Annotated in this window: 14 protein-coding genes; 7 read left to right on the top strand and 7 right to left on the bottom strand. The window is 67.7% G+C overall.

The window, feature by feature from the left end; translation table 11 throughout:
* Position 1: 1 nt before the first annotated feature.
* The 4 genes from ROZ00_06490 to ROZ00_06505 are packed head-to-tail and all read left to right on the top strand — an operon-like array spanning position 2 to position 3,770.
* Positions 2-1,429 carry an RtcB family protein gene (locus ROZ00_06490; GenBank protein ID MDT3735851.1) on the top strand — a complete coding sequence of 476 codons (1,428 nt, stop codon included), beginning with the start codon at positions 2-4 and terminating at the stop codon, positions 1,427-1,429.
* A gap of 37 nt (positions 1,430-1,466) precedes the next feature.
* Entirely contained in the window at positions 1,467-1,952 is a 486-nt protein-coding gene (locus tag ROZ00_06495; GenBank protein MDT3735852.1) for a hypothetical protein, read from the top strand.
* A gap of 2 nt (positions 1,953-1,954) precedes the next feature.
* On the top strand, positions 1,955-2,467 hold the full coding sequence (locus ROZ00_06500) for an O-acetyl-ADP-ribose deacetylase (protein MDT3735853.1): 513 nt from the start codon (positions 1,955-1,957) through the stop codon (positions 2,465-2,467).
* Positions 2,468-2,498: 31 nt separating this feature from the next.
* The gene (locus ROZ00_06505; GenBank protein MDT3735854.1) at positions 2,499-3,770 is read left to right on the top strand and encodes an aminotransferase class I/II-fold pyridoxal phosphate-dependent enzyme; all 1,272 of its coding nucleotides are present in this window, start codon (positions 2,499-2,501) and stop codon (positions 3,768-3,770) included.
* Here ROZ00_06505 and ROZ00_06510 read toward each other — a convergent pair.
* On the bottom strand, positions 3,767-6,013 hold the full coding sequence (locus tag ROZ00_06510; protein ID MDT3735855.1) for an EAL domain-containing protein: 2,247 nt from the start codon (positions 6,011-6,013) through the stop codon (positions 3,767-3,769). The two genes, ROZ00_06505 and ROZ00_06510, sit on opposite strands and share 4 nt — an antisense overlap.
* Entirely contained in the window at positions 6,010-9,855 is a 3,846-nt protein-coding gene (locus ROZ00_06515) for a PAS domain S-box protein (protein ID MDT3735856.1), read from the bottom strand. The genes ROZ00_06510 and ROZ00_06515 overlap by 4 nt, the downstream gene beginning before the upstream one ends.
* 149 nt (positions 9,856-10,004) lie before the next feature.
* On the opposite strand from ROZ00_06515, the gene ROZ00_06520 reads away from it, so the two are divergent.
* On the top strand, positions 10,005-10,301 hold the full coding sequence (locus ROZ00_06520; protein MDT3735857.1) for a polyhydroxyalkanoic acid system family protein: 297 nt from the start codon (positions 10,005-10,007) through the stop codon (positions 10,299-10,301).
* On the opposite strand, the gene ROZ00_06525 is transcribed toward ROZ00_06520, so the two are convergent.
* The gene (locus ROZ00_06525; protein ID MDT3735858.1) at positions 10,302-10,559 is read right to left on the bottom strand and encodes an acyl-CoA-binding protein; all 258 of its coding nucleotides are present in this window, start codon (positions 10,557-10,559) and stop codon (positions 10,302-10,304) included. It lies immediately after the preceding gene.
* Between the two features lie 96 nt (positions 10,560-10,655).
* Here ROZ00_06525 and ROZ00_06530 point away from each other — a divergent pair, with 96 nt between their 5' ends.
* The gene (locus tag ROZ00_06530) at positions 10,656-12,206 is read left to right on the top strand and encodes a wax ester/triacylglycerol synthase family O-acyltransferase (protein ID MDT3735859.1); all 1,551 of its coding nucleotides are present in this window, start codon (positions 10,656-10,658) and stop codon (positions 12,204-12,206) included.
* 3 nt (positions 12,207-12,209) lie between these two features.
* Here the strand turns inward: ROZ00_06530 and ROZ00_06535 are convergent, their stop codons facing one another.
* From ROZ00_06535 to ROZ00_06550, 4 genes are read right to left on the bottom strand one after another with little or no spacing between them, the layout of a single operon-like run.
* A complete protein-coding gene (locus ROZ00_06535; protein ID MDT3735860.1) occupies positions 12,210-12,992 on the bottom strand; it encodes a hypothetical protein in 783 nt (260 codons plus the stop codon).
* 14 nt (positions 12,993-13,006) lie between these two features.
* Positions 13,007-13,654: a TetR/AcrR family transcriptional regulator gene (locus tag ROZ00_06540; GenBank protein MDT3735861.1), complete on the bottom strand. Its 648-nt coding sequence runs from the start codon at positions 13,652-13,654 to the stop codon at positions 13,007-13,009.
* Positions 13,655-13,698: 44 nt separating this feature from the next.
* Positions 13,699-14,964, bottom strand: a complete 1,266-nt coding sequence (locus tag ROZ00_06545) for a patatin-like phospholipase family protein (protein ID MDT3735862.1) — start codon at positions 14,962-14,964, stop codon at positions 13,699-13,701.
* 27 nt (positions 14,965-14,991) lie between these two features.
* The gene (locus ROZ00_06550) at positions 14,992-15,429 is read right to left on the bottom strand and encodes a phasin family protein (GenBank protein ID MDT3735863.1); all 438 of its coding nucleotides are present in this window, start codon (positions 15,427-15,429) and stop codon (positions 14,992-14,994) included.
* A 189-nt stretch (positions 15,430-15,618) separates the two neighbouring features.
* Here ROZ00_06550 and ROZ00_06555 point away from each other — a divergent pair, with 189 nt between their 5' ends.
* Complete coding sequence (locus tag ROZ00_06555; protein ID MDT3735864.1) at positions 15,619-17,604, top strand: SDR family oxidoreductase; 1,986 nt, start codon at positions 15,619-15,621, stop codon at positions 17,602-17,604.
* Positions 17,605-17,636 lie beyond the last annotated feature (32 nt).

Genomic DNA, 17,636 nt, shown 5'->3' on the forward strand with positions numbered 1-17,636 from the left:
GATGGATCTTTCCGCTTTCGAACGGCGCACGGATTACGAATGGGCCTACCCGGCGCGCGGCCGCATGCGCGTGCCGGTCGTCATCTACGCCTCCCGCGAGTTGATGCAGGCGATGGATGCCAAGGTGCTCGAGCAGGCGGCCAACGTCGCCGCCCTGCCCGGCATCGTCCAGGCCTCGTATGCCATGCCCGACGCGCACTGGGGCTACGGTTTTCCCATCGGCGGCGTTGCCGCCTTCGATCCGGACGAGGGCGTGGTCTCGGCCGGCGGCGTCGGCTTCGACATCTCCTGCGGCGTGCGCACCCTGCTCACCGGCCTGCGGCGGGAAGACATCGTCCGCGTCCAGGCGCGCCTGGCCGACACGCTGTTCGCGCGCATCCCGGCCGGCGTCGGCAGCACCGGCGAGCTGCGCCTGTCGGCGGCGGAGATGGATGCCATGCTCAAGGGCGGCGCGCGCTGGGCCGTCGAGCGCGGCTATGGCGGCGAGGCCGACCTCGCCCGCATCGAGGAGCGCGGCACCATGCAAGGCGCCGATCCGAAGGCCGTCTCGGAACAGGCGCGCAAGCGCCAGCGCGACGAGATGGGCACGCTCGGCTCGGGCAACCATTACCTCGAGGTGCAGCACGTCGCCGAGGTGTTCGACGCCGCCGTCGCCGCCGCCTACGGCATCGGGGCCGGCGACGTCGTCGTCAGCATCCATTGCGGCTCGCGCGGGCTCGGCCACCAGATCGGCACAGAATTCCTCAAGGAAATGACGATCGCCGCGCGCGCGGCCGGCATCGAGCTGCCGGACCGCGAGCTGGCCTGCGCGCCGCTCGCCTCGTCGCTGGGCCGGCGCTACCTCGGCGCCATGCGCGCCGCCATCAACTGCGCGCTGGCCAACCGGCAGATCCTCACCCACCTCACCCGCGCCGCCTTCCGCGAAGTGCTGCCGGAAGCGCGGCTGCCGCTGCTCTACGACGTCTCGCACAACACCTGCAAGGAGGAGACGCACGAGGTGAATGGGCGCAAGCGGCGCCTCTTCGTGCACCGCAAGGGCGCCACCCGCGCCTTCGGCCCGGGCCATGCGGAACTGCCGCCGGAATTCCGCGAAGCCGGCCAGCCGGTGCTGATCGGCGGCAGCATGGGCACCGGCTCCTGGATCCTCGCCGGGCTGGCCACCGGCATGGCGCGCGCCTTCGGCTCGGCCTGCCACGGCGCCGGGCGCGCCATGAGCCGCCACGAGGCCTCCCGGCGCTGGCAGGGCCGCGCCCTCGTCGACGAACTGGCCGGGCGCGGCATCCTCATCCGCAGCCCCAGCCTGCGCGGCGTCGCCGAGGAGGCGCCGCTCGCCTACAAGGACGTCTCGGCGGTGGTCGATGCCGCCGACGCCGCCGGCCTGGCGCGCAAGGTGGCGCGGCTGGAGCCGCTGGTCTGCGTGAAGGGATAGGCTCTATACTAGCGCGTAGTTTTCATCGGGACTGCACATGATGCGCTTCAGAACCCTGGCCCTGTTCCTGATGGCCGCCCCGGCCTTCGCCCAGACACCCGAGCGCTGGGACATCCCCTTCGATCCGCGCGACTGGAAGCTCGCCGCCGAGAACCGCGATGGCCGCCTCACCGAGCGCGTCTACGTCGCGCCCGGCGAGAGCGAATACTTCTGGAACGAAAAACTCGTCATCGGCCACCAGCGCATGGCCTTCACGCCGGATGACTACCTCCCCGCCTTCCTGGAATTCCTCAACGAACATTGCCGGCCGTACAAGGTGAAGCCGCTGCAGCAGGAACCGCAAACGGTCCTGCTGCAGTGGGAAGGCGACTGCCGCATCACCGGGCATCAGTTCGAATACCGCCGCGTCGTCGTCGCCAAGGACGGCGTGCACATCCTCGCCTACGCCGCCAAGACCCACCGGCTGTCCGAAGCAAAACGCGAGGCCTGGCTGTCGATCCTGCGCGACGCCAAACTGAAGTAGCCATGCCCGGACGCCTCGAGGTCGCCTCCGGCGACATCACCCGCCTCGCCGTCGACGCCATCGTGAATGCCGCCAACGAGTCGCTGCTCGGCGGCGGCGGCGTCGACGGTGCCATCCACCGTGCGGCAGGCCCGGAACTGCTGGCGCATTGCCGGACGCTGGGCGGCTGCCCGACCGGCGAGGCGAAGCTCACCCCCGGCTTCCGCCTGCCGGCGAAGCACGTCATCCATACCGTCGGGCCGGTCTGGCACGGCGGCAACCGCGGCGAGCCGGAGCGGCTGGCTTCCTGCTACCGCAACTGCTTCCGCCTGGCGAAGGAGCATGGCCTGCGCAGCCTCGCCTTCCCGGCCATCGGCTGCGGCGTCTATGGCTATCCGCCGGAAGCCGCCGCCCGCATCGCCGTGGCCGAATGCCGCCAGGCGCTGGCGGACAACCCGGGCCTAGAACAGGTGCTGCTGGTGGCCTTCGACGAAACCATGGCGGCCGCGCTCAAGCAGGCGGTCGCCGCATCCTGAAGACTGACTTTTTACTCAAGAGACCAACCACATGAAACTCGAAACCATCGCCGTCCACGGCGGCTTCAGCCCCGACCCGACCACCAAGGCCGTGGCGGTGCCGATCTACCAGACCACCTCCTACGCCTTCGACAACACCCAGCACGGCGCGGACCTGTTCGACCTCAAGGTGGCGGGCAACATCTACACCCGCATCATGAACCCGACGCAGGACGTGCTGGAGAAGCGCGTCGCCGCGATGGAAGGCGGCATTGCCGGCCTGGCCCTGGCCTCCGGCATGGCGGCGATCACCTACGCCATCCAGACCATCGCCGAGGCCGGCGACAACATCGTCTCTGCGAGCACCCTCTACGGCGGCACCTACAACCTGTTCGCCCATACCCTGCCGCAGTACGGCATCGACGTGCGCTTCGCCGACTACCGCGAGCCGCATGCCTTCGAAATGCACATCGACGGACGCACCAAGGCGATTTTCTGCGAATCCGTCGGCAACCCGCTCGGCAACATCACCGACTTCGAGAAGCTGGCCGAGATCGCGCATCGCCACGGCATTCCTCTGATCGTCGACAACACCGTGCCCTCGCCCTACCTCTGCCGGCCCTTCGAGCACGGCGCCGACATCGTCGTGCACGCCCTGACCAAGTACCTCGGCGGCCATGGCAACTCCATCGGCGGCATGATCGTCGACTCCGGCAAGTTCCCCTGGGCCGAGCACAAGGCCAAGTTCAAGCGCCTCAACGAGCCGGACGTCTCCTACCACGGCGTGGTGTACACCGAGGCCCTGGGACCGGCCGCCTACATCGGCCGCGCCCGCGTCGTGCCGCTGCGCAACATGGGCGCGGCGATCTCCCCCTTCAACGCCTTCCTCATCCTGCAGGGCGTCGAGACGCTGGCCCTGCGCATGGAGCGCATCTGCGAGAACGCCGTGAAGATCGCCGAATTCCTCAAGTCGCATCCGAAGGTGGGCTGGGTGAACTACGCCGGCCTCAAGGACCACAAGGACTTTCCGCTGGTGCAGAAGTACATGGGCGGCAAGGCCTCGGGCATCCTCAACTTCGGCGTGAAGGGCGGTCGTGACGCGGGCGGGAGGTTCCAGGACGCGCTCGCGCTCGTCACGCGGCTGGTCAACATCGGCGACTGCAAGACGCTGGCCTGCCACCCGGCGACGACCACCCACCGCCAGCTGGGGGCGGACGAGATGGCCAAGGCCGGCGTGTCGGAAGACATGATCCGCCTGTCCATCGGCATCGAGCACATCGACGACCTGATCGCCGACCTCGACCAGGCGCTGAAGGCGGCCTAGAGTCTTTTCTTGAGGAGCGCGGGGAACTCGCCGGCCGGCACCGGCGGGGAAAAGTAGAAGCCCTGCACCTCCTGGCAGCCCATCCGCCGCAGGGTGTCGAGTTGCTCCCGCGTCTCGACGCCCTCGGCGATCACGGTCAGGCCGAGCAGGTGGCCCAGCTTGACGATCGTCTCGGCGATGGTCGAGCCGGAACTGCCGGGCGACAGGTCGGCCACGAAGGCACGGTCGATCTTCAGGCGGTCGAGCGGCAGGCGCTGCAAATGCCCCAGCGAGGAGAAGCCGCTGCCGAAATCGTCGACGGCGATGCTGACGCCGAAGCGCTTCATCCGGCGCAGCGTCTCCACCACCGTTTCGGTCTCGGTCAGCGCCATGCTCTCGGTGATCTCCAGTTCGATGCGCCCCGGGTCGACGCCCGAGCCGACGATGCAGCGGCGCGCCATGCCGATGAAGTCGGGGTCGCGGAACTGCGCCGGCGAGACGTTGACCGACATGCGCAGCCCCGGCAGGCCGGCGCGGTCCCAGTCGCGCAGCTGCTCGCAGGCGGAACACAGCACCCATTCCCCCAGTTCGATGATGAGGTGGGAATATTCCGCCACCGGAATGAAGCGGTTCGGCGGTATGTCCTCCCCGCGGTCGTTCTGCCAGCGCATCAGGGCCTCGGCGCCGACCACCCTGCCGGAAGCGATGTCCACCTGCGGCTGAAAATGCAGGGACAGGCCGCGCTTGGCCTCGGCGGCATGCCGCAGGTCGTGCAGCAGGCCGAGGCGCCGCTGCGCGGCGACCTGCATGTCGCGCGTGAAATACTGCCAGTGCCCGCGCCGCTCGTTCTTGGCACGCGAAAGCGCGATGGTGGCGTTCTTGAACACGTCGGCGCCGCTGCCCTCGGCCTCGCTCAGCCGTTCCAGCCCGATGTAGGGCTGGATCATCAGCGACTGGCCATCCACCACGCTCGGCTCCTCGAACAAGGCGAGCACCTGCGCGGGTTCCAGCAGGCCGTCGGGCCCGAGCAGGCCGAAGGTGCCGCCGGAGACCCGCGCCAGCGTCACCTCGTCCGGGAAGCCGGCGCGCAGGCGCTTGGCGACGGCCTTCAGCAGCAGGTCGCCCGTCGGGTGTCCCAGCGCCGCATTGATGTCGGAAAAGTGGTCGACCTCGACCACCGCCACCGTCCGGTCCTTTTCGCCGCGCCGCAGGCAGTCGTCGATCCTGGAAACGAAGTTCGCCCGGTTCGGCAGCCTGCTGAGCGGATCGAAGTAGGCGAAGAAATCCAGCTTCTGGAACAGCGCCACGTTCTCCAGGCCGGTGGCGATGCTGACGGAGAGGACTTCCGCCATCCGGCGCCCCAGATCGTTCAGCGGCCGGCCGGTCCGCAAATACAGCAGCGCCCGGTTCTCGCCGCTGCCCACGCACAAGGCGATGCCATTGCTCTCGTGCAGGCGGCCGCCGGACATGCCGCAGCGCTCCAGCGCCTCGAGCAGGCCGGGATCGCTGATCGCGACCACGTCCTGCCCGCCGAACGGGGCGAACGCGCCGATGGCGGCGGCGATGAAGAGCTGGTCCTCCCCGTTCGCGTCGCCGTTCGGCAGCCGCCGCGTGCAGAACACGCCGTCGGCCCCCGCGTCGCCGAGCAGCTCGGCCATCAGGCCGAGCGCCTTGTCGGCGAAATCCTCGATGTTCCGCTGCGCCAGCAGCATCGGCGCCGAGCGCACGATCCGGTCCATGCCCCTTTCGCTCTCGAGGACCAGGCGGATCTGCTCGTAGGAGCGGATCGCCGTCGTCAGCGAAGTGATCAGGCGCGTGCGCGTCAGTTCCGACTTGGTCTTGTAGTCGTTGATGTCGTAGTCGCGGATGACCTCGAGTTCGGGTGCATAGCCCGGCTGGCCGGTGCGCAGGATGATGCGGGTATCGGCGCAGCCGAGCTCGTCGCGGATGATGCGCACCAGCTGCAGGCCGGCATCGCCCTTTTCCATGACCACGTCGAGCAGCACGACGGCAATGCCCGGCGTCCTTTCCATGACGCTGCGCGCCTCCTCGGCCGAATAGGCATGCAGGAATTCCAGCGGCCGGCCGGCGATGATGAGGTCCTTGAGGGCGAACAGCGTGGCCGAGTGCACCTCGCGTTCGTCGTCGACGATCAGGATCCGCCATGCCGGGACCGTCCCGGCCGGCGCAGGACGCTCCGCCCCCGCATCGTCGACGATGTCGATGAAGTCGTCCTTGCCCGCCTTCCGGGCGCCCCGGCTCATGGCTCCCGCCCGGCCTGGTCGGGCGCCTTCATGGGCAGGCTGACCTGGAAGCGGGTGCCGCTGCCGGGCTGGCTGCTTGCCTCGATGCGGCCGCCCAGCACCCGCGTCACCAGGTTGTAGACAATGTGCAGCCCCAGGCCGCTGCCGCCGCGGCCGAGCTTGGTGGTGAAGAAAGGATCGAAGACCCGCTTCATGTCGTCTTCCGGAATGCCCACGCCGTCGTCCGTAAACATCAGTTCCACCCCGTGCAGGCCGCGCCGCCGTGTCTTCAGGCGCATGGTGCCTGCCTCGCGGCCCTCGAAGGCATGGGCCAGCGAATTGGTCACCAGGTTCGTTATCACCTGGCCGATCGAACCCGGGTAACTGTCCATAACGACGTTATCGGCCAGTTCCAGTTCGAGCTTGAATGGTGTTTTCTTGAGCATCGGCGCCAGGGTGGTCGCCACCTCCTCGACAACCAGCTTGAGGTCGAAGCGGCGCCGCTGGGCGCTGGCCTGGTCGACCGCCACCTGCTTGAAGCTGCTGACCAGGTCGTTCGCCTGGGACAGGCTGCGCAGCAGCAATTCGCTGGCGGTGCGCGCATCCTCCAGGAAATTGTCCAGGGTCGATCGCTTCAGCCTGCCCGCCGCGACCGCCCTGCCGAACTCATGCGTCTTGTCCTGCAGGGTGCTGGCGACGGTCACGCTGTTGCCGATCGGGGTGTTCAGCTCGTGGGCGACGCCCGCCACCAGCGATCCCAGCGCGGCGAGCTTCTCCGCTCGGACCAGTTCATGCTGGGCCAGCTTGAGCGACTCCAGGGTTTCCGCCAGTTCGGCGTTGGCGCTGGCCAGCCTGGCGGTCCGCTCGAAGACGCGGGCCTCCAACCGCATGTTGAGCTCCTCGATCTCGCACTGCGTGCGGCGATGCTCGGTCACGTCATGCGCGCCCCACAGCAGCACCTTCCTGCCGTTCAGCTCGAAGACCTGCCCCGACAGTTCGCAGAGCATCTCCGCCCCGTCGCCGCGGCGGAAGCGCACCTCGCGGTTGAGCACCTGCGGATGCGCATCGAGGTCGGCGAACAGCTGGCGCCTTTCCCTCGGATCCAGCCAGAGCCCGATATCCAGGCTGGTCTTGCCGAGCATGCGCTCGCGCGGATAGCCGAACTGCCTTTCCCAGGTTTCGTTCACGTCGAGGTAGACACCTTCCGGGATCGAGGTCACGCCGAGAGCCACCGGCGAGCGATGGAAGATCGTCGAGAACTTCTCCTCGGAGATGCGCAACAAGGCCTCCGCCTGCCGCTTCTCGGTAATGTCATGCACGTCCCACAGCACGTAGCGCGTGTCGTTGAGCTCGAAGACCTTGGCGGAGATGTCGGCCAGGATGGGCGTGCCGTCCTTGGCCTTGTACCAGACTTCCCGCCCGTCGACCTCGCCGGTCCTGCCGAGGGTCTCGATCACCTGTCGCCGCTCCTCGAAGTCCACCCAGAAATCCAGCTCCTGGGGGGTTTTCCCGACCACCTCCTCGCGCCGGTAGCCGAACTTGCGCAACCAGGCCTCGTTGATGTCAATATAGACCGCGTCCTCGTAGCGCACCACGGCCATCGGCTCGGGACCGAGCGCGAAGAACTTCTGGAATTTTTCCTCGCTCTCGCGCAGGCCCGCCTCGGCCGCCGCCCGCGCCCGCTCCAGCGCCTTTTGCGCCGTCACGTCGCGCGTCACCAGCAGCAGCAGGCGCTGGCCCTGCCAGTCGAAGATGCTGCCGGAGGCCTCGCAGATCATCTCGCGGCCGTCCTTGCGGCGTATGGAAATTTCCCGGCTGCGCACCATGCCCTCGCGCATCACGTCCTCGACCAGCCGCTGGCGCTGCTCCGGATGCACCCAGATGCCGAGCTCGGCCGTCGGCCTGCCGACCGCCTCCTCGCGGGTGTAGCCCATCATGGTTTCCCACTGATGGTTCATGTCCACGAACCGGCCCTCGTCGAGGCTGCTGATCGTCACCAGGTCGGGCAGCAGGTAGAACACCCGCGACACCCGTTCCTCGCTCTCCTGCAGCGCCTTCTCCATGCGCCGCCGCTCGGTCACGTCGTGGGTGCCCCACAGGATGTACCGGGCCTGCCCGACCGTCACGACCCGCGCCGAGATCTGCACGACGATGAAATCGCCGTTCTTGCGCCGCAGCCGGATCTCGCCGCTGCGGGCCTGGTTGCGGCGAAGGATGTCCTCGTACATCCGGCTGCGGTCCTCGGGGTTTTCCCACAGGCCGAGGTCCAGCGCGCTGCGCCCGACCACCTCGCCCTGGCTATAGCCGAAGGTGCGCTCCCAGGCCTCGTTGACCTGGAGGTATTCCCCGCCCGGATAGCGGGCGACGGCAAACGGCTCGGGCGACAGCGCGAAGAAGCTGGAGAAGCGCTCCTCGCTCTCGCGCAGGGCCTGCTCCGACTGTTTGCGCGCATTGACGTCCTCGATGGTGCCGGCGAAGCCGAGCAGGCTGTCCCCCTCGACGATGGGCGCGACGTGGACGCGCGCCCAGGACAGGTTGCCGTCCCGCCGCACGTAGCGGCGCTCGCTGACGAAGGGCTTGCGTTCCGCCAGGGCCATCCGCCACTGCTGCCTGTGCTGTTCCCGGTCCTCCGGATGCACGTACTCCGCCCAGCGGCCGCTCAAGGCGTCGGCTTCGGTGATGCCGGTGATTTCCATGGCCCGCCGCGAGAAATACGTGACCGTGGCCTCCGCGTCCGTGGCGAACACCCCGAGCATGGAGCCTTCGCTGATGGCGCGGAAGCGCTGCTCGGCAGCATGCAGCGTCTGCTCGACCCGTCTGCGCGCGGTGACGTCGTGGGCCTCGGACACCAGGTAGACCACCTGTCCTGCGGCGTCGCGTATGGGCGTCAGGAAGAAGTTGAAATAGCTGAGCTCCCCGCCGGCCGCGGGATGGGTCGCCTCGAAGCGGTCGTGGCCGCCCGCCGACACCCGCCGGATGGCCTGCCGCAGCCGCTGCCGCTGCTCATCGTCGTGCGCCCACCACGGCGTATCCCAGAACGGCCTGCCGACCGCATCCTGGCGGCGGATGCCGGCCCGTTCCAGCGCCGTGCGATTGACGTCGATCAGCGTGCCGTCGGGCGTCAGCAGCCCGATCAGGCTGCGCGTGGTATCGACGATGGCGCGGTAGCGCTGCTCGCTCTGGATGCCCACATCCTCTGCGGCACGGCGCCCTTCCGCCTCGCGCAGCAGCGCGGCCGTCAGCTTCTCCGCCTCCAGGTGCTGCTTGCGCTGCGTGACCACCAGCAGCACCATGCCGATCGCCAGGTTGATGATCGGTCCGAAGACATAGGAGCGCGGATCCTCGGATGCCGCCGCCAGCTCGGAAAAGGCGAGCACATAGCCGCCATAGAGGGCGAACAGGAAGCCGACGATGCTGTAGCCGACGCCCGGGAACTCCCGCCCGCGCCGCAGCATCGCCAGGCCGGCGAAGAAGAAGACCGCCCCGGCAATCAGGTAGGGGACGATGAGGGGCAGACGGCCCGCTGCGGCCAAACCCGATATCGTGCCCATCGCCGCCGCGGCCAGCAGCCCGATCCGCCAGGGCGCCGCGAAGGTGCCGCCGATGAAGACGCGCGCCCCCATCCCCAGCAGGACCACCACCGCCGTGCCGAACAGCGCCTCGCCGTAGATCGCGGCCGGATAACCCGCCAGGCCGATCATGCGGAAGATGACGCGGCAGGCGCTGGCCGCGTAGGCGGCGGCCCAGTAGCCGAGCGCCTTCTCGCGCCGGTCCACCCGCCACAGGTAAAGGAAGATCCCCGCCAGGACGGCGTTGCCGATGATGGAATTGACGATCGCGGTCTGGACCGGAATGCTGAACATGGTCGACTTGCCCGGCGGCGAAGGCCGCCCCGATGCCGCCTATCTTAGTCTCGCGCCGGGAGCGGGAATGTGCGAAATCTCACGGCCGCTGACGGGGCGGAACGACTCGAATACAATCCCGGAACCCTTCCGAAATCCGGACGACACCGATGAGCGACATCCTGATCCGCCGCAGCCACACCATGACCGCCAAGGCGGCCCGCCAGGCCGCCGAGAAGATCGCCCGCCAGCTCGACGAGGAATTCGACCTGGCCTACGAGTGGGACGACAACGTCCTCACCTTCAAGCGCAGCGGCGTCAGCGGGGAACTGGTCGTGGAAAAGAAGGAAGTGCACATCCGTGTCCGGCTCGGCTTCCTCCTCTTCGCGATCAAGCCGCGCGTCGAGGAGGAGATCCACCGCTTCTTCGACGAGAACTTCGGGCCGGACGCCGGCCCGAAGGTGTGATCAGCCCTTCAGGGATTCGATCAGGGCGATGTAGCGCTGCATCGCATCGTCCTTGCCGGTGCCCTTGATCGCCGCCCAGGCGTCGAACTTGGCACGCCCGATCATGTCGCTGAAGCCGGGACGCTTGCCCTCGACGTCGCCGGCCGTCGCCTGCTTGTACAGGGCGTACAGCTGCAACAGCGTCCGGTTGTCCGGCCGTTCGCTCAGCGTTTTCGACGCCGCCACCGCCGCCTCGAAGCTTGCCTGCAGGTCTGCCATTTTTTTCCTCCCGGATTGTGCGCGGCGGCCGAGCCCGGGCCGCCGTCCGTCCGGTATTATAAGCGAACCGTCCACCCCCTCCGGACCCGTAATCCGATGAGCAAGCGCGAGCGCATCTCCCCGGTCGACACCGCCTGGCTGCGCATGGACCGGCCGACCAACCTGATGATGATCGTCGGCATCATGATGTTCGACGGCGCCATGGACTACGGCCGCCTGCGGCGCACGCTCGAGGCGCGCCTGCTGCCGTTCCGCCGCTTCCGCCAGAAGGTCGTGCACGACGCCACCGGCGCCTGGTGGGAGGACGACGCCGAATTCGACCTCGACGGCCACCTGCACCACGTCGTCCTGCCGCCCGGCGACCACAAGGTCGAATTGCAGAAGATGGCGGCGGAGCTGATGTCCACGCCGCTCGACCCGAACCGTCCGCTGTGGAGCTTCCACCTCGTCGACCGCTACGACGGCGGCTCCGCGCTGGTCGTGCGCATCCACCACTGCATCGCCGACGGCATCGCCCTCATCGGCGTCATGCTCTCGCTCACCGACCTCTCGCCCGACGCCCCCGACCGGCCCGGCCCGCCGCTGGACATGGCGAAGGAGGACGGCCCAGACAGCTTCTTCTGGAACCGCGTCTTCGAGCCGGTCACCCAGGGCATGATCACGGCCATCAACCTGGGCACCCAGGCCTGGCTCAAGTACTTCGAGCTGCTCACCCACCCGGCCCAGCTGCTCGACTACAGCCGGCAGGGCGCCGGCATGGCGGCGGAACTCGCCAACCTGCTCATCATGCCGGCCGACTCGCCGACCCGCTTCAAGGGCAAGCCGGGCGGCACCAAGGCCGTGGCCTGGTCCGAGCCGATGCCGCTCGACGAGATCAAGGCCGTCGGCCGCGCCCTCGGCTGCTCGGTGAACGACCTGCTGCTCTCCTCGGTGGCCGGTGCGATGCGCGTCTACCTTGCGGAACGCGGCGATGCCCTCGACGGCGTCGAGGTGCGCGCCATGGTGCCGGTCAACATGCGATCGAAGGCCGACGAGGGCAAGCTCGGCAACCGCTTCGGCCTGGTCACCCTGCTGCTGCCGGTGTACATGGAGAACCCGTTCGAACGGGTGTTCGAGGTGCGGCGGCGCATGGAAGAGCTGAAGGGCTCCTACCAGCCCGTCGTCGCCCTCGGCGTGCTAGCCGCCACCGGCATGGCGCCGAAATTCGTGCAGGACATCGCCCTCGACATCCTCGCCAACAAGGCCTCCGCGGTGATGACCAACGTGCCGGGGCCGCAGCAGCCGCTCTACATGGCCGGCACGCGCCTCGCGCAGCAGATGTTCTGGGTGCCGCAGAGCGGCGACATCGGCGTCGGGGTGTCGATCCTCAGCTACAACGGCCGCGTGCAGTTCGGCCTCGTCACCGACCGCCACTTCGTCACCGACCCGGAGAACATCGTCTCGCGCTTCCAGCCGGAATTCGAGAAGCTGCTGTATGCCCTGCTGCTGGAGCCCTGGGAGGAACTGCGCACGCCGGAGGAAATCGAGCTGGGCCTGAAGGAGGAACTGCCGGCCGCGCCGCGCAAAGCCGAAATAAAGCCGCGACAGCCGCGCAAAAGGCCCGCCGCCGCCCAGGCGGCGGCCCCTCCGCCGTCCTCCACGGACTGACTTCTACTCTTCCAGCTCTGCCTTCGCCAACTCGACGTCGAGCCGCTCCATCGCGTCGGCCGGCTTGCAGGCGGCGGCATCGTGGTAGAGCTTCTCGGCCTGCTTCATCTTCGACTCGCCGAACAGCATCACCAGGCCGTTGGCGTGCTCGATGCGCGCGATGGCCGAATCCGGATTGAGCTTGAGCGCCTTCTCGTAGTGCTCGACGGCCGCATCCTTCTTCGCGCCGTAGGTCAGGCCGCCGACCATGGCGCCGACCTTGTTGATCACCTCGGCATGGAAGGCACCCAGCGCGATGTGCGCGTCGGCGTGGTCCGGGTTCAGCTTCAGCGCCGCGGTGAGGGCGTCGCGCACCTTGGTGCCGAGGCCCTGCGCCAGCGCCTTCGCCACCGAGATGCCCTGGCTGTAGCGGCCCAGCGCCAGTGCGTGGAAGTAGAAGGCATTCGGATACTTCGGCATCTTCGCCATCTGCTCCTCGCCGCGCGCGGCGGCCTCCTCGAACAGCGCCAGTTTCTTCTTCTCGTTGTCCTCGAGGTAAGTGGCGTAGATGGTCGCCGCCTTGTTGGCGACGGCATAGCCGGGCAGGCCGAGCGAGAGGCCCAATTCGCAGGCCGGCTGGAACTCGCCCTGGTGGTAGAGCCGCCAGGCTTCCTGCACCTGCTCGTCGGCGGGAAACGGCTCGCGGTCGCCGCGATGCAGGCGCTCCCAGTTCTTCTTCAGCGCCGCCCCGGCGTAAACATAAGCCTTGTCCGCATGGGGGAACTTCTTCCAGTTTCCTTTGGCCATCGTGACTCCTCGTTCTATTGTTCGACGTACTCTTTCGAAAGCTGCTGCAGGTGCAGGCGCGACGCCCCCAGCAGGAAGGGCGCCATCATCGACATCACCTGGTACACGCCGCGGCCGAGGCCGCTGCCGGCGTCGCGGCGGCGCGGGTCGCGGGCATATTCAAAGGGCAGCCAGTAGGTGGCGATCACCGCCATGTTGGTCGCCAGCGCCTGGATCTCGCCGGCGTTGGCCTGCATCTCGCCGGTCGCCACCAGCCCCTCGCACAGGGCCGCCGCCGTCTTCACCTTGTGCGCCAGGATCTGCTTGAAATGCACCTCGAGCAGCCGGTTGCGCGACAGCAGGTCGTCGAGGTCGCGGTAAAGAAAGCGGTACTTCCAGATTTCCTCGAAGAGCAGGTGCAGGAACAGCCACATGTCCTCGACGTTGGGCGCACGTCGGGCCGGCGCCGTCAGCGTCCCCTCGATCTCGCGCTCGAATTCGGCGAAGAGCGCGTTGACGATCTCGTCCTTGCTGTGGAAATGGTAGTAGAGATTGCCCGGGCTGATGTTCAGCTCGTCGGCGATCACCGAGGTGGTGACGTTGGGCTCGCCGAATTCGTTGAACAGCCGCAGGCCGGCTTCGAGGATGCGCTCGCGGGTGCGCCGTTTCGGTTTCTTCTCCATGGCCTGCAAAGCATAACACTCCCTCGCCGGGGGAAAAACCGGCGTCAGGCCGCCTTGCGCCCCGTTTCCGCCCGCCGTTTCAGCCAGCGCTCCAGTTCCCCGAGGGAATCTCCCAGGCGATGGCTCGCCGCCAGGAGGGTGTCCTCCTTCTCGGCATGGCCGGCGACGTCATGGTGGATCAGGGAGCGCTTCTCCTTGAGCGCCTCCAGCCGGATGCGGATGCCGTGCCTGGCCAGGATCGGCCCCAGCTCGTGGCGGCGCCGGTAGAGCTCGATGCGCGTCTTCTGGTAGGCGTGCTCGCACAGGCGGCGGCGGCTGGCGTAGCTGAACATGTTGGTGAAGAACATCTCGGCATCGTCGCTGTTCGGCTCGAACAGCACCACGTCGGCATGCTTGTAATCGGTCTGGTACTTGGACAGCCCCACCTGCATGCGCGAGTGGATGATGGAACGGAAGGTCTGCGCCAGCACCACCGGCAGGCCGCCCTCCACCAGCTTGTGGCGGCGGCCGGCGCCGCGCTTGCCGGCCAGTTCGGAATCGAAGGGCACCAGCGGATTGACGCACAGCACCAGCTCGGCGCCCTCCTTCAGGGCCACCGAGGCGTGCAGCGTTTTCTTCAGGGCGCCGTCGACGTAATGCCGGCCGTCGATCTCCACCGGCGGGAACAGCCCCGGCAGCGCCGCGCTGGCCTGCACCGCCGTGGAAATCGGCACATGCTCGCGGCCGGGCGCGCCGAACACCACCGACTCGCCCGAGTCGAGGTCGGTCGCGACGAGGAACAGGCGGCGCTTCAGCTGGCGGAAATCGTTGCTGCGGCCGGGCGCGGTGAAGATGCGGCTGAGGAATTGGTGGATGCCGGCGCTGTTGAAGATGCCGGTCGGGATGGCCTGCGACAGGCGCTGGAAGGACTCGAAGAAACTCTGGCTCCAGGGGTTCGCCAGGTAGTTCCAGATCGAGGCCAGCAGGAGCGGCGGCACCGACAGCGCGCGCAGGGCATATTCGCGGAACGCCGGCTTGAGCAGCAGCTGCGGCTCGAAGGGCTCCTCGGCGGTGTCGCTCTCGATGAACATGTGGCGCATGCGCTCGGGCGTCAGCCCGTTCGCCAGCCCGGCGGCGAGGAAGCCGCCGGAACTCACGCCGACATAGACGTCGAGCGCATTGAAGTCGACGCCCTCGAGCGACTCGGACAGCGCCAGCAGCGCTCCGAGTTCATAAATCCCCCCCAGGGGTCCCCCCCCGGCAAGAGCCAGCCCCACGCGGGAAGGAACGGCCTTGCGCCCCTTCACGCGCGCAGCGCGCGCCTGCACCATGATCCGTCCCTCGAGCCGGAGGGACGCTTACTTCTTCGCGGTGCGGCGGCGCGGAGCCGGCTTCTCCCCGCTCAGGTTCTGCACGACCTCGGTCAGCTCGGCAACGCGCTTCGAGAGGGTTTCGATGTCCTTCTTGGTCGGCACGCCGAGGCTCGACAGCGAGCGGGCGACGCGATCCTCGAAGACCTGCTCCAGCTTGTCCCAGGTGCCGGACGCCTTGGCGGCCGCCTCGGCCATCTTCTTGCCCGTCACCTTGCGCACGAACGACTGGCGGGCCTCGCCCTCCTTCACCAGCGCCTCGAACATTTTCATACCCTCCGCCTGGAATTTCGTGCCGCTGGCCTGGGCCTTGGCAAACGCGCCAAGCCCCGCCAACCAGATCTGCTGCGCCGATTCGCGGACCGTCTGCGCAAATTCGCTGTCCGCCGACGCGCCGCCTGCCAATGCCTTGAGTTTCTTGACCATGGTGCTGCCTCCTGTGCAAAGTTGTATTGCGAACCTTCCGGACTGCCGTCCTGCATTGGCAATCTAGCGGGAATAATTAGGCAAGGCACACTAAAAAGCTGGGGAGTTCACTCTAGAAAAGCCTCTGCCCGGGCCTGCGCGGCCGCAGGCTTCCCATGTATGATATTTCTTCTTCAAGAGGAGGCCCGCATGGACTATTTCGTCACCGGTGCGACCGGTTTCATCGGCAAGCGTCTCGTCAAAAAGCTGCTCGCCCGCCCCGGCAGCACGGTGCATTTCCTCACCCGCGCCAGCGACCCGGAGAGGCTCGAAGCCCTCTACGCATTCTGGGGCGTCGACAGGAGCCGGGCGATTCCCGTCGTCGGCGACCTCAAGGAAAGGCAGCTCGGCGTCTCCCGGGCCGAGCAGAAAAGGCTGAAAGGCCGCATCGACCACTTCTTCCACCTCGCCGCCCTCTACGATCTGGCCGCTTCCGCCGAAGAGGACGAGGCCGTCAACATCGTCGGCACCCGCCATACCCTCGACCTGGCCGAGGCCGTCGAGGCGCGCTGCTTCCACCACATGAGCTCGATCGCCGCCGCCGGCATGTTCGAGGGCATCTTCCGCGAGGACATGTTCGAGGAGGCGGAGAACCTCGACCACCCCTACTTCCGCACCAAGCACGAGGCCGAGGGCATCGTGCGCAAGGAATGCAAGGTGCCCTGGCGCATCTACCGGCCCAGCTCGGTGGTCGGCGACTCGCGCACCGGCGAGATGGACAAGATCGACGGCCCCTACTATTTCTTCAAGATCATCCAGAAGATCCGCAAGATCCTGCCGCCGTGGATGCCGACCGTCGGCCTCGAGGGCGGCCGCATCAACATCGTGCCGGTGGATTTCGTCGTCGGCGCCATGGACCACATCGCCCACCTCGAGGGCCAGGACGGCAAGTGCTTCCACCTCACCGACCCGCACCCGCACCGCGTCGGTGACGTGCTGCAGATCCTCGCCCGCGCCGCCCACGCGCCGGACATGGGCATGCGCATCAACGCCGCCCTGCTCGGCTTCATCCCGCGCGGCGTCAAGAAGAGCCTGATGGCCCTCACCCCGGTGCGGCGCATCCGCAACGCCCTCATGAAGGACCTCGGCCTGCCCGACGACATCCTCGACTTCGTGAACTACCCGACGCGCTTCGACTGCCGCGAGACCGAGAAGGCGCTGGCCGGCACCGGCATCGCCGTGCCGCCGCTGGAGGACTACGCCTGGCGGCTGTGGGACTACTGGGAGCGCCACCTCGACCCCGACCTCTTCATCGACCGCACCCTCAAGGGCCAGGTCAAGGGCAAGGTGGTGCTGGTCACCGGCGGCTCCTCGGGCATCGGCAAGGCCACCGCGCGCAAGCTGGCCGAGGCCGGCGCCATCACCGTCATCGTCGCCCGCGACGAGGAGAAGCTGGCCGAGGCCAAGCGCGAGTTCGCGGCCGACGGCCTCGAACTCGTCGCCTACTCCGCCGACATCTCCGACTTCGCGCAGTGCGACGACTTCGTCCGGCAGGTCAACGAGGAATACGGCGGCGTCGACATCCTCATCAACAACGCCGGCCGCTCGATCCGCCGCGCCATCGAGAACTCCTTCGACCGCTTCCACGATTTCGAGCGCTGCATGCAGCTGAACTATTTCGCCGCGCTGCGCCTGACCATGGGCTTCCTGCCGAAGATGATCGAGAAGAAGAAGGGCCACATCGTCAACATCTCCTCGATCGGCGTGCTGACCAATGCGCCGCGCTTCTCCGCCTACGTCGCCTCGAAGTCGGCGCTGGAGGCCTACTCGCGCTGCGCCGCCTCGGAGTTCGCCGACCGCGGCATCGACTTCACCAGCATCAACATGCCGCTGGTGCGCACGCCGATGATCGCGCCGACCAAGCTCTACCAGAACGTGCCGACGCTCACGCCCGAGGAAGCCGCCGACCTGGTGGTGGAAGCCATCGTGCGCAAGCCGGTGCGCATCGCCACCCGGCTCGGCGTCTTCGGCCAGGTGGTGCACGCCGTCTCGCCGAAGGTGGCGCAGATCATCATGAACACCAGCTTCCGCATGTTCCCCGACTCGTCCGCGGCCACCGGCAGGAAGGAAGGCGATGCGCAGCAGACCGCCGACCAGATCGCCTTCAGCCAGCTGATGCGCGGCATCCACTTCTAACGATAAAGACACCCCGACCCCGACAGGAGCAC

Source organism: Denitratisoma sp. (assembly GCA_032027165.1).
In the GTDB taxonomy this organism is placed as follows: Bacteria; Pseudomonadota; Gammaproteobacteria; order Burkholderiales; family Rhodocyclaceae; genus Desulfobacillus.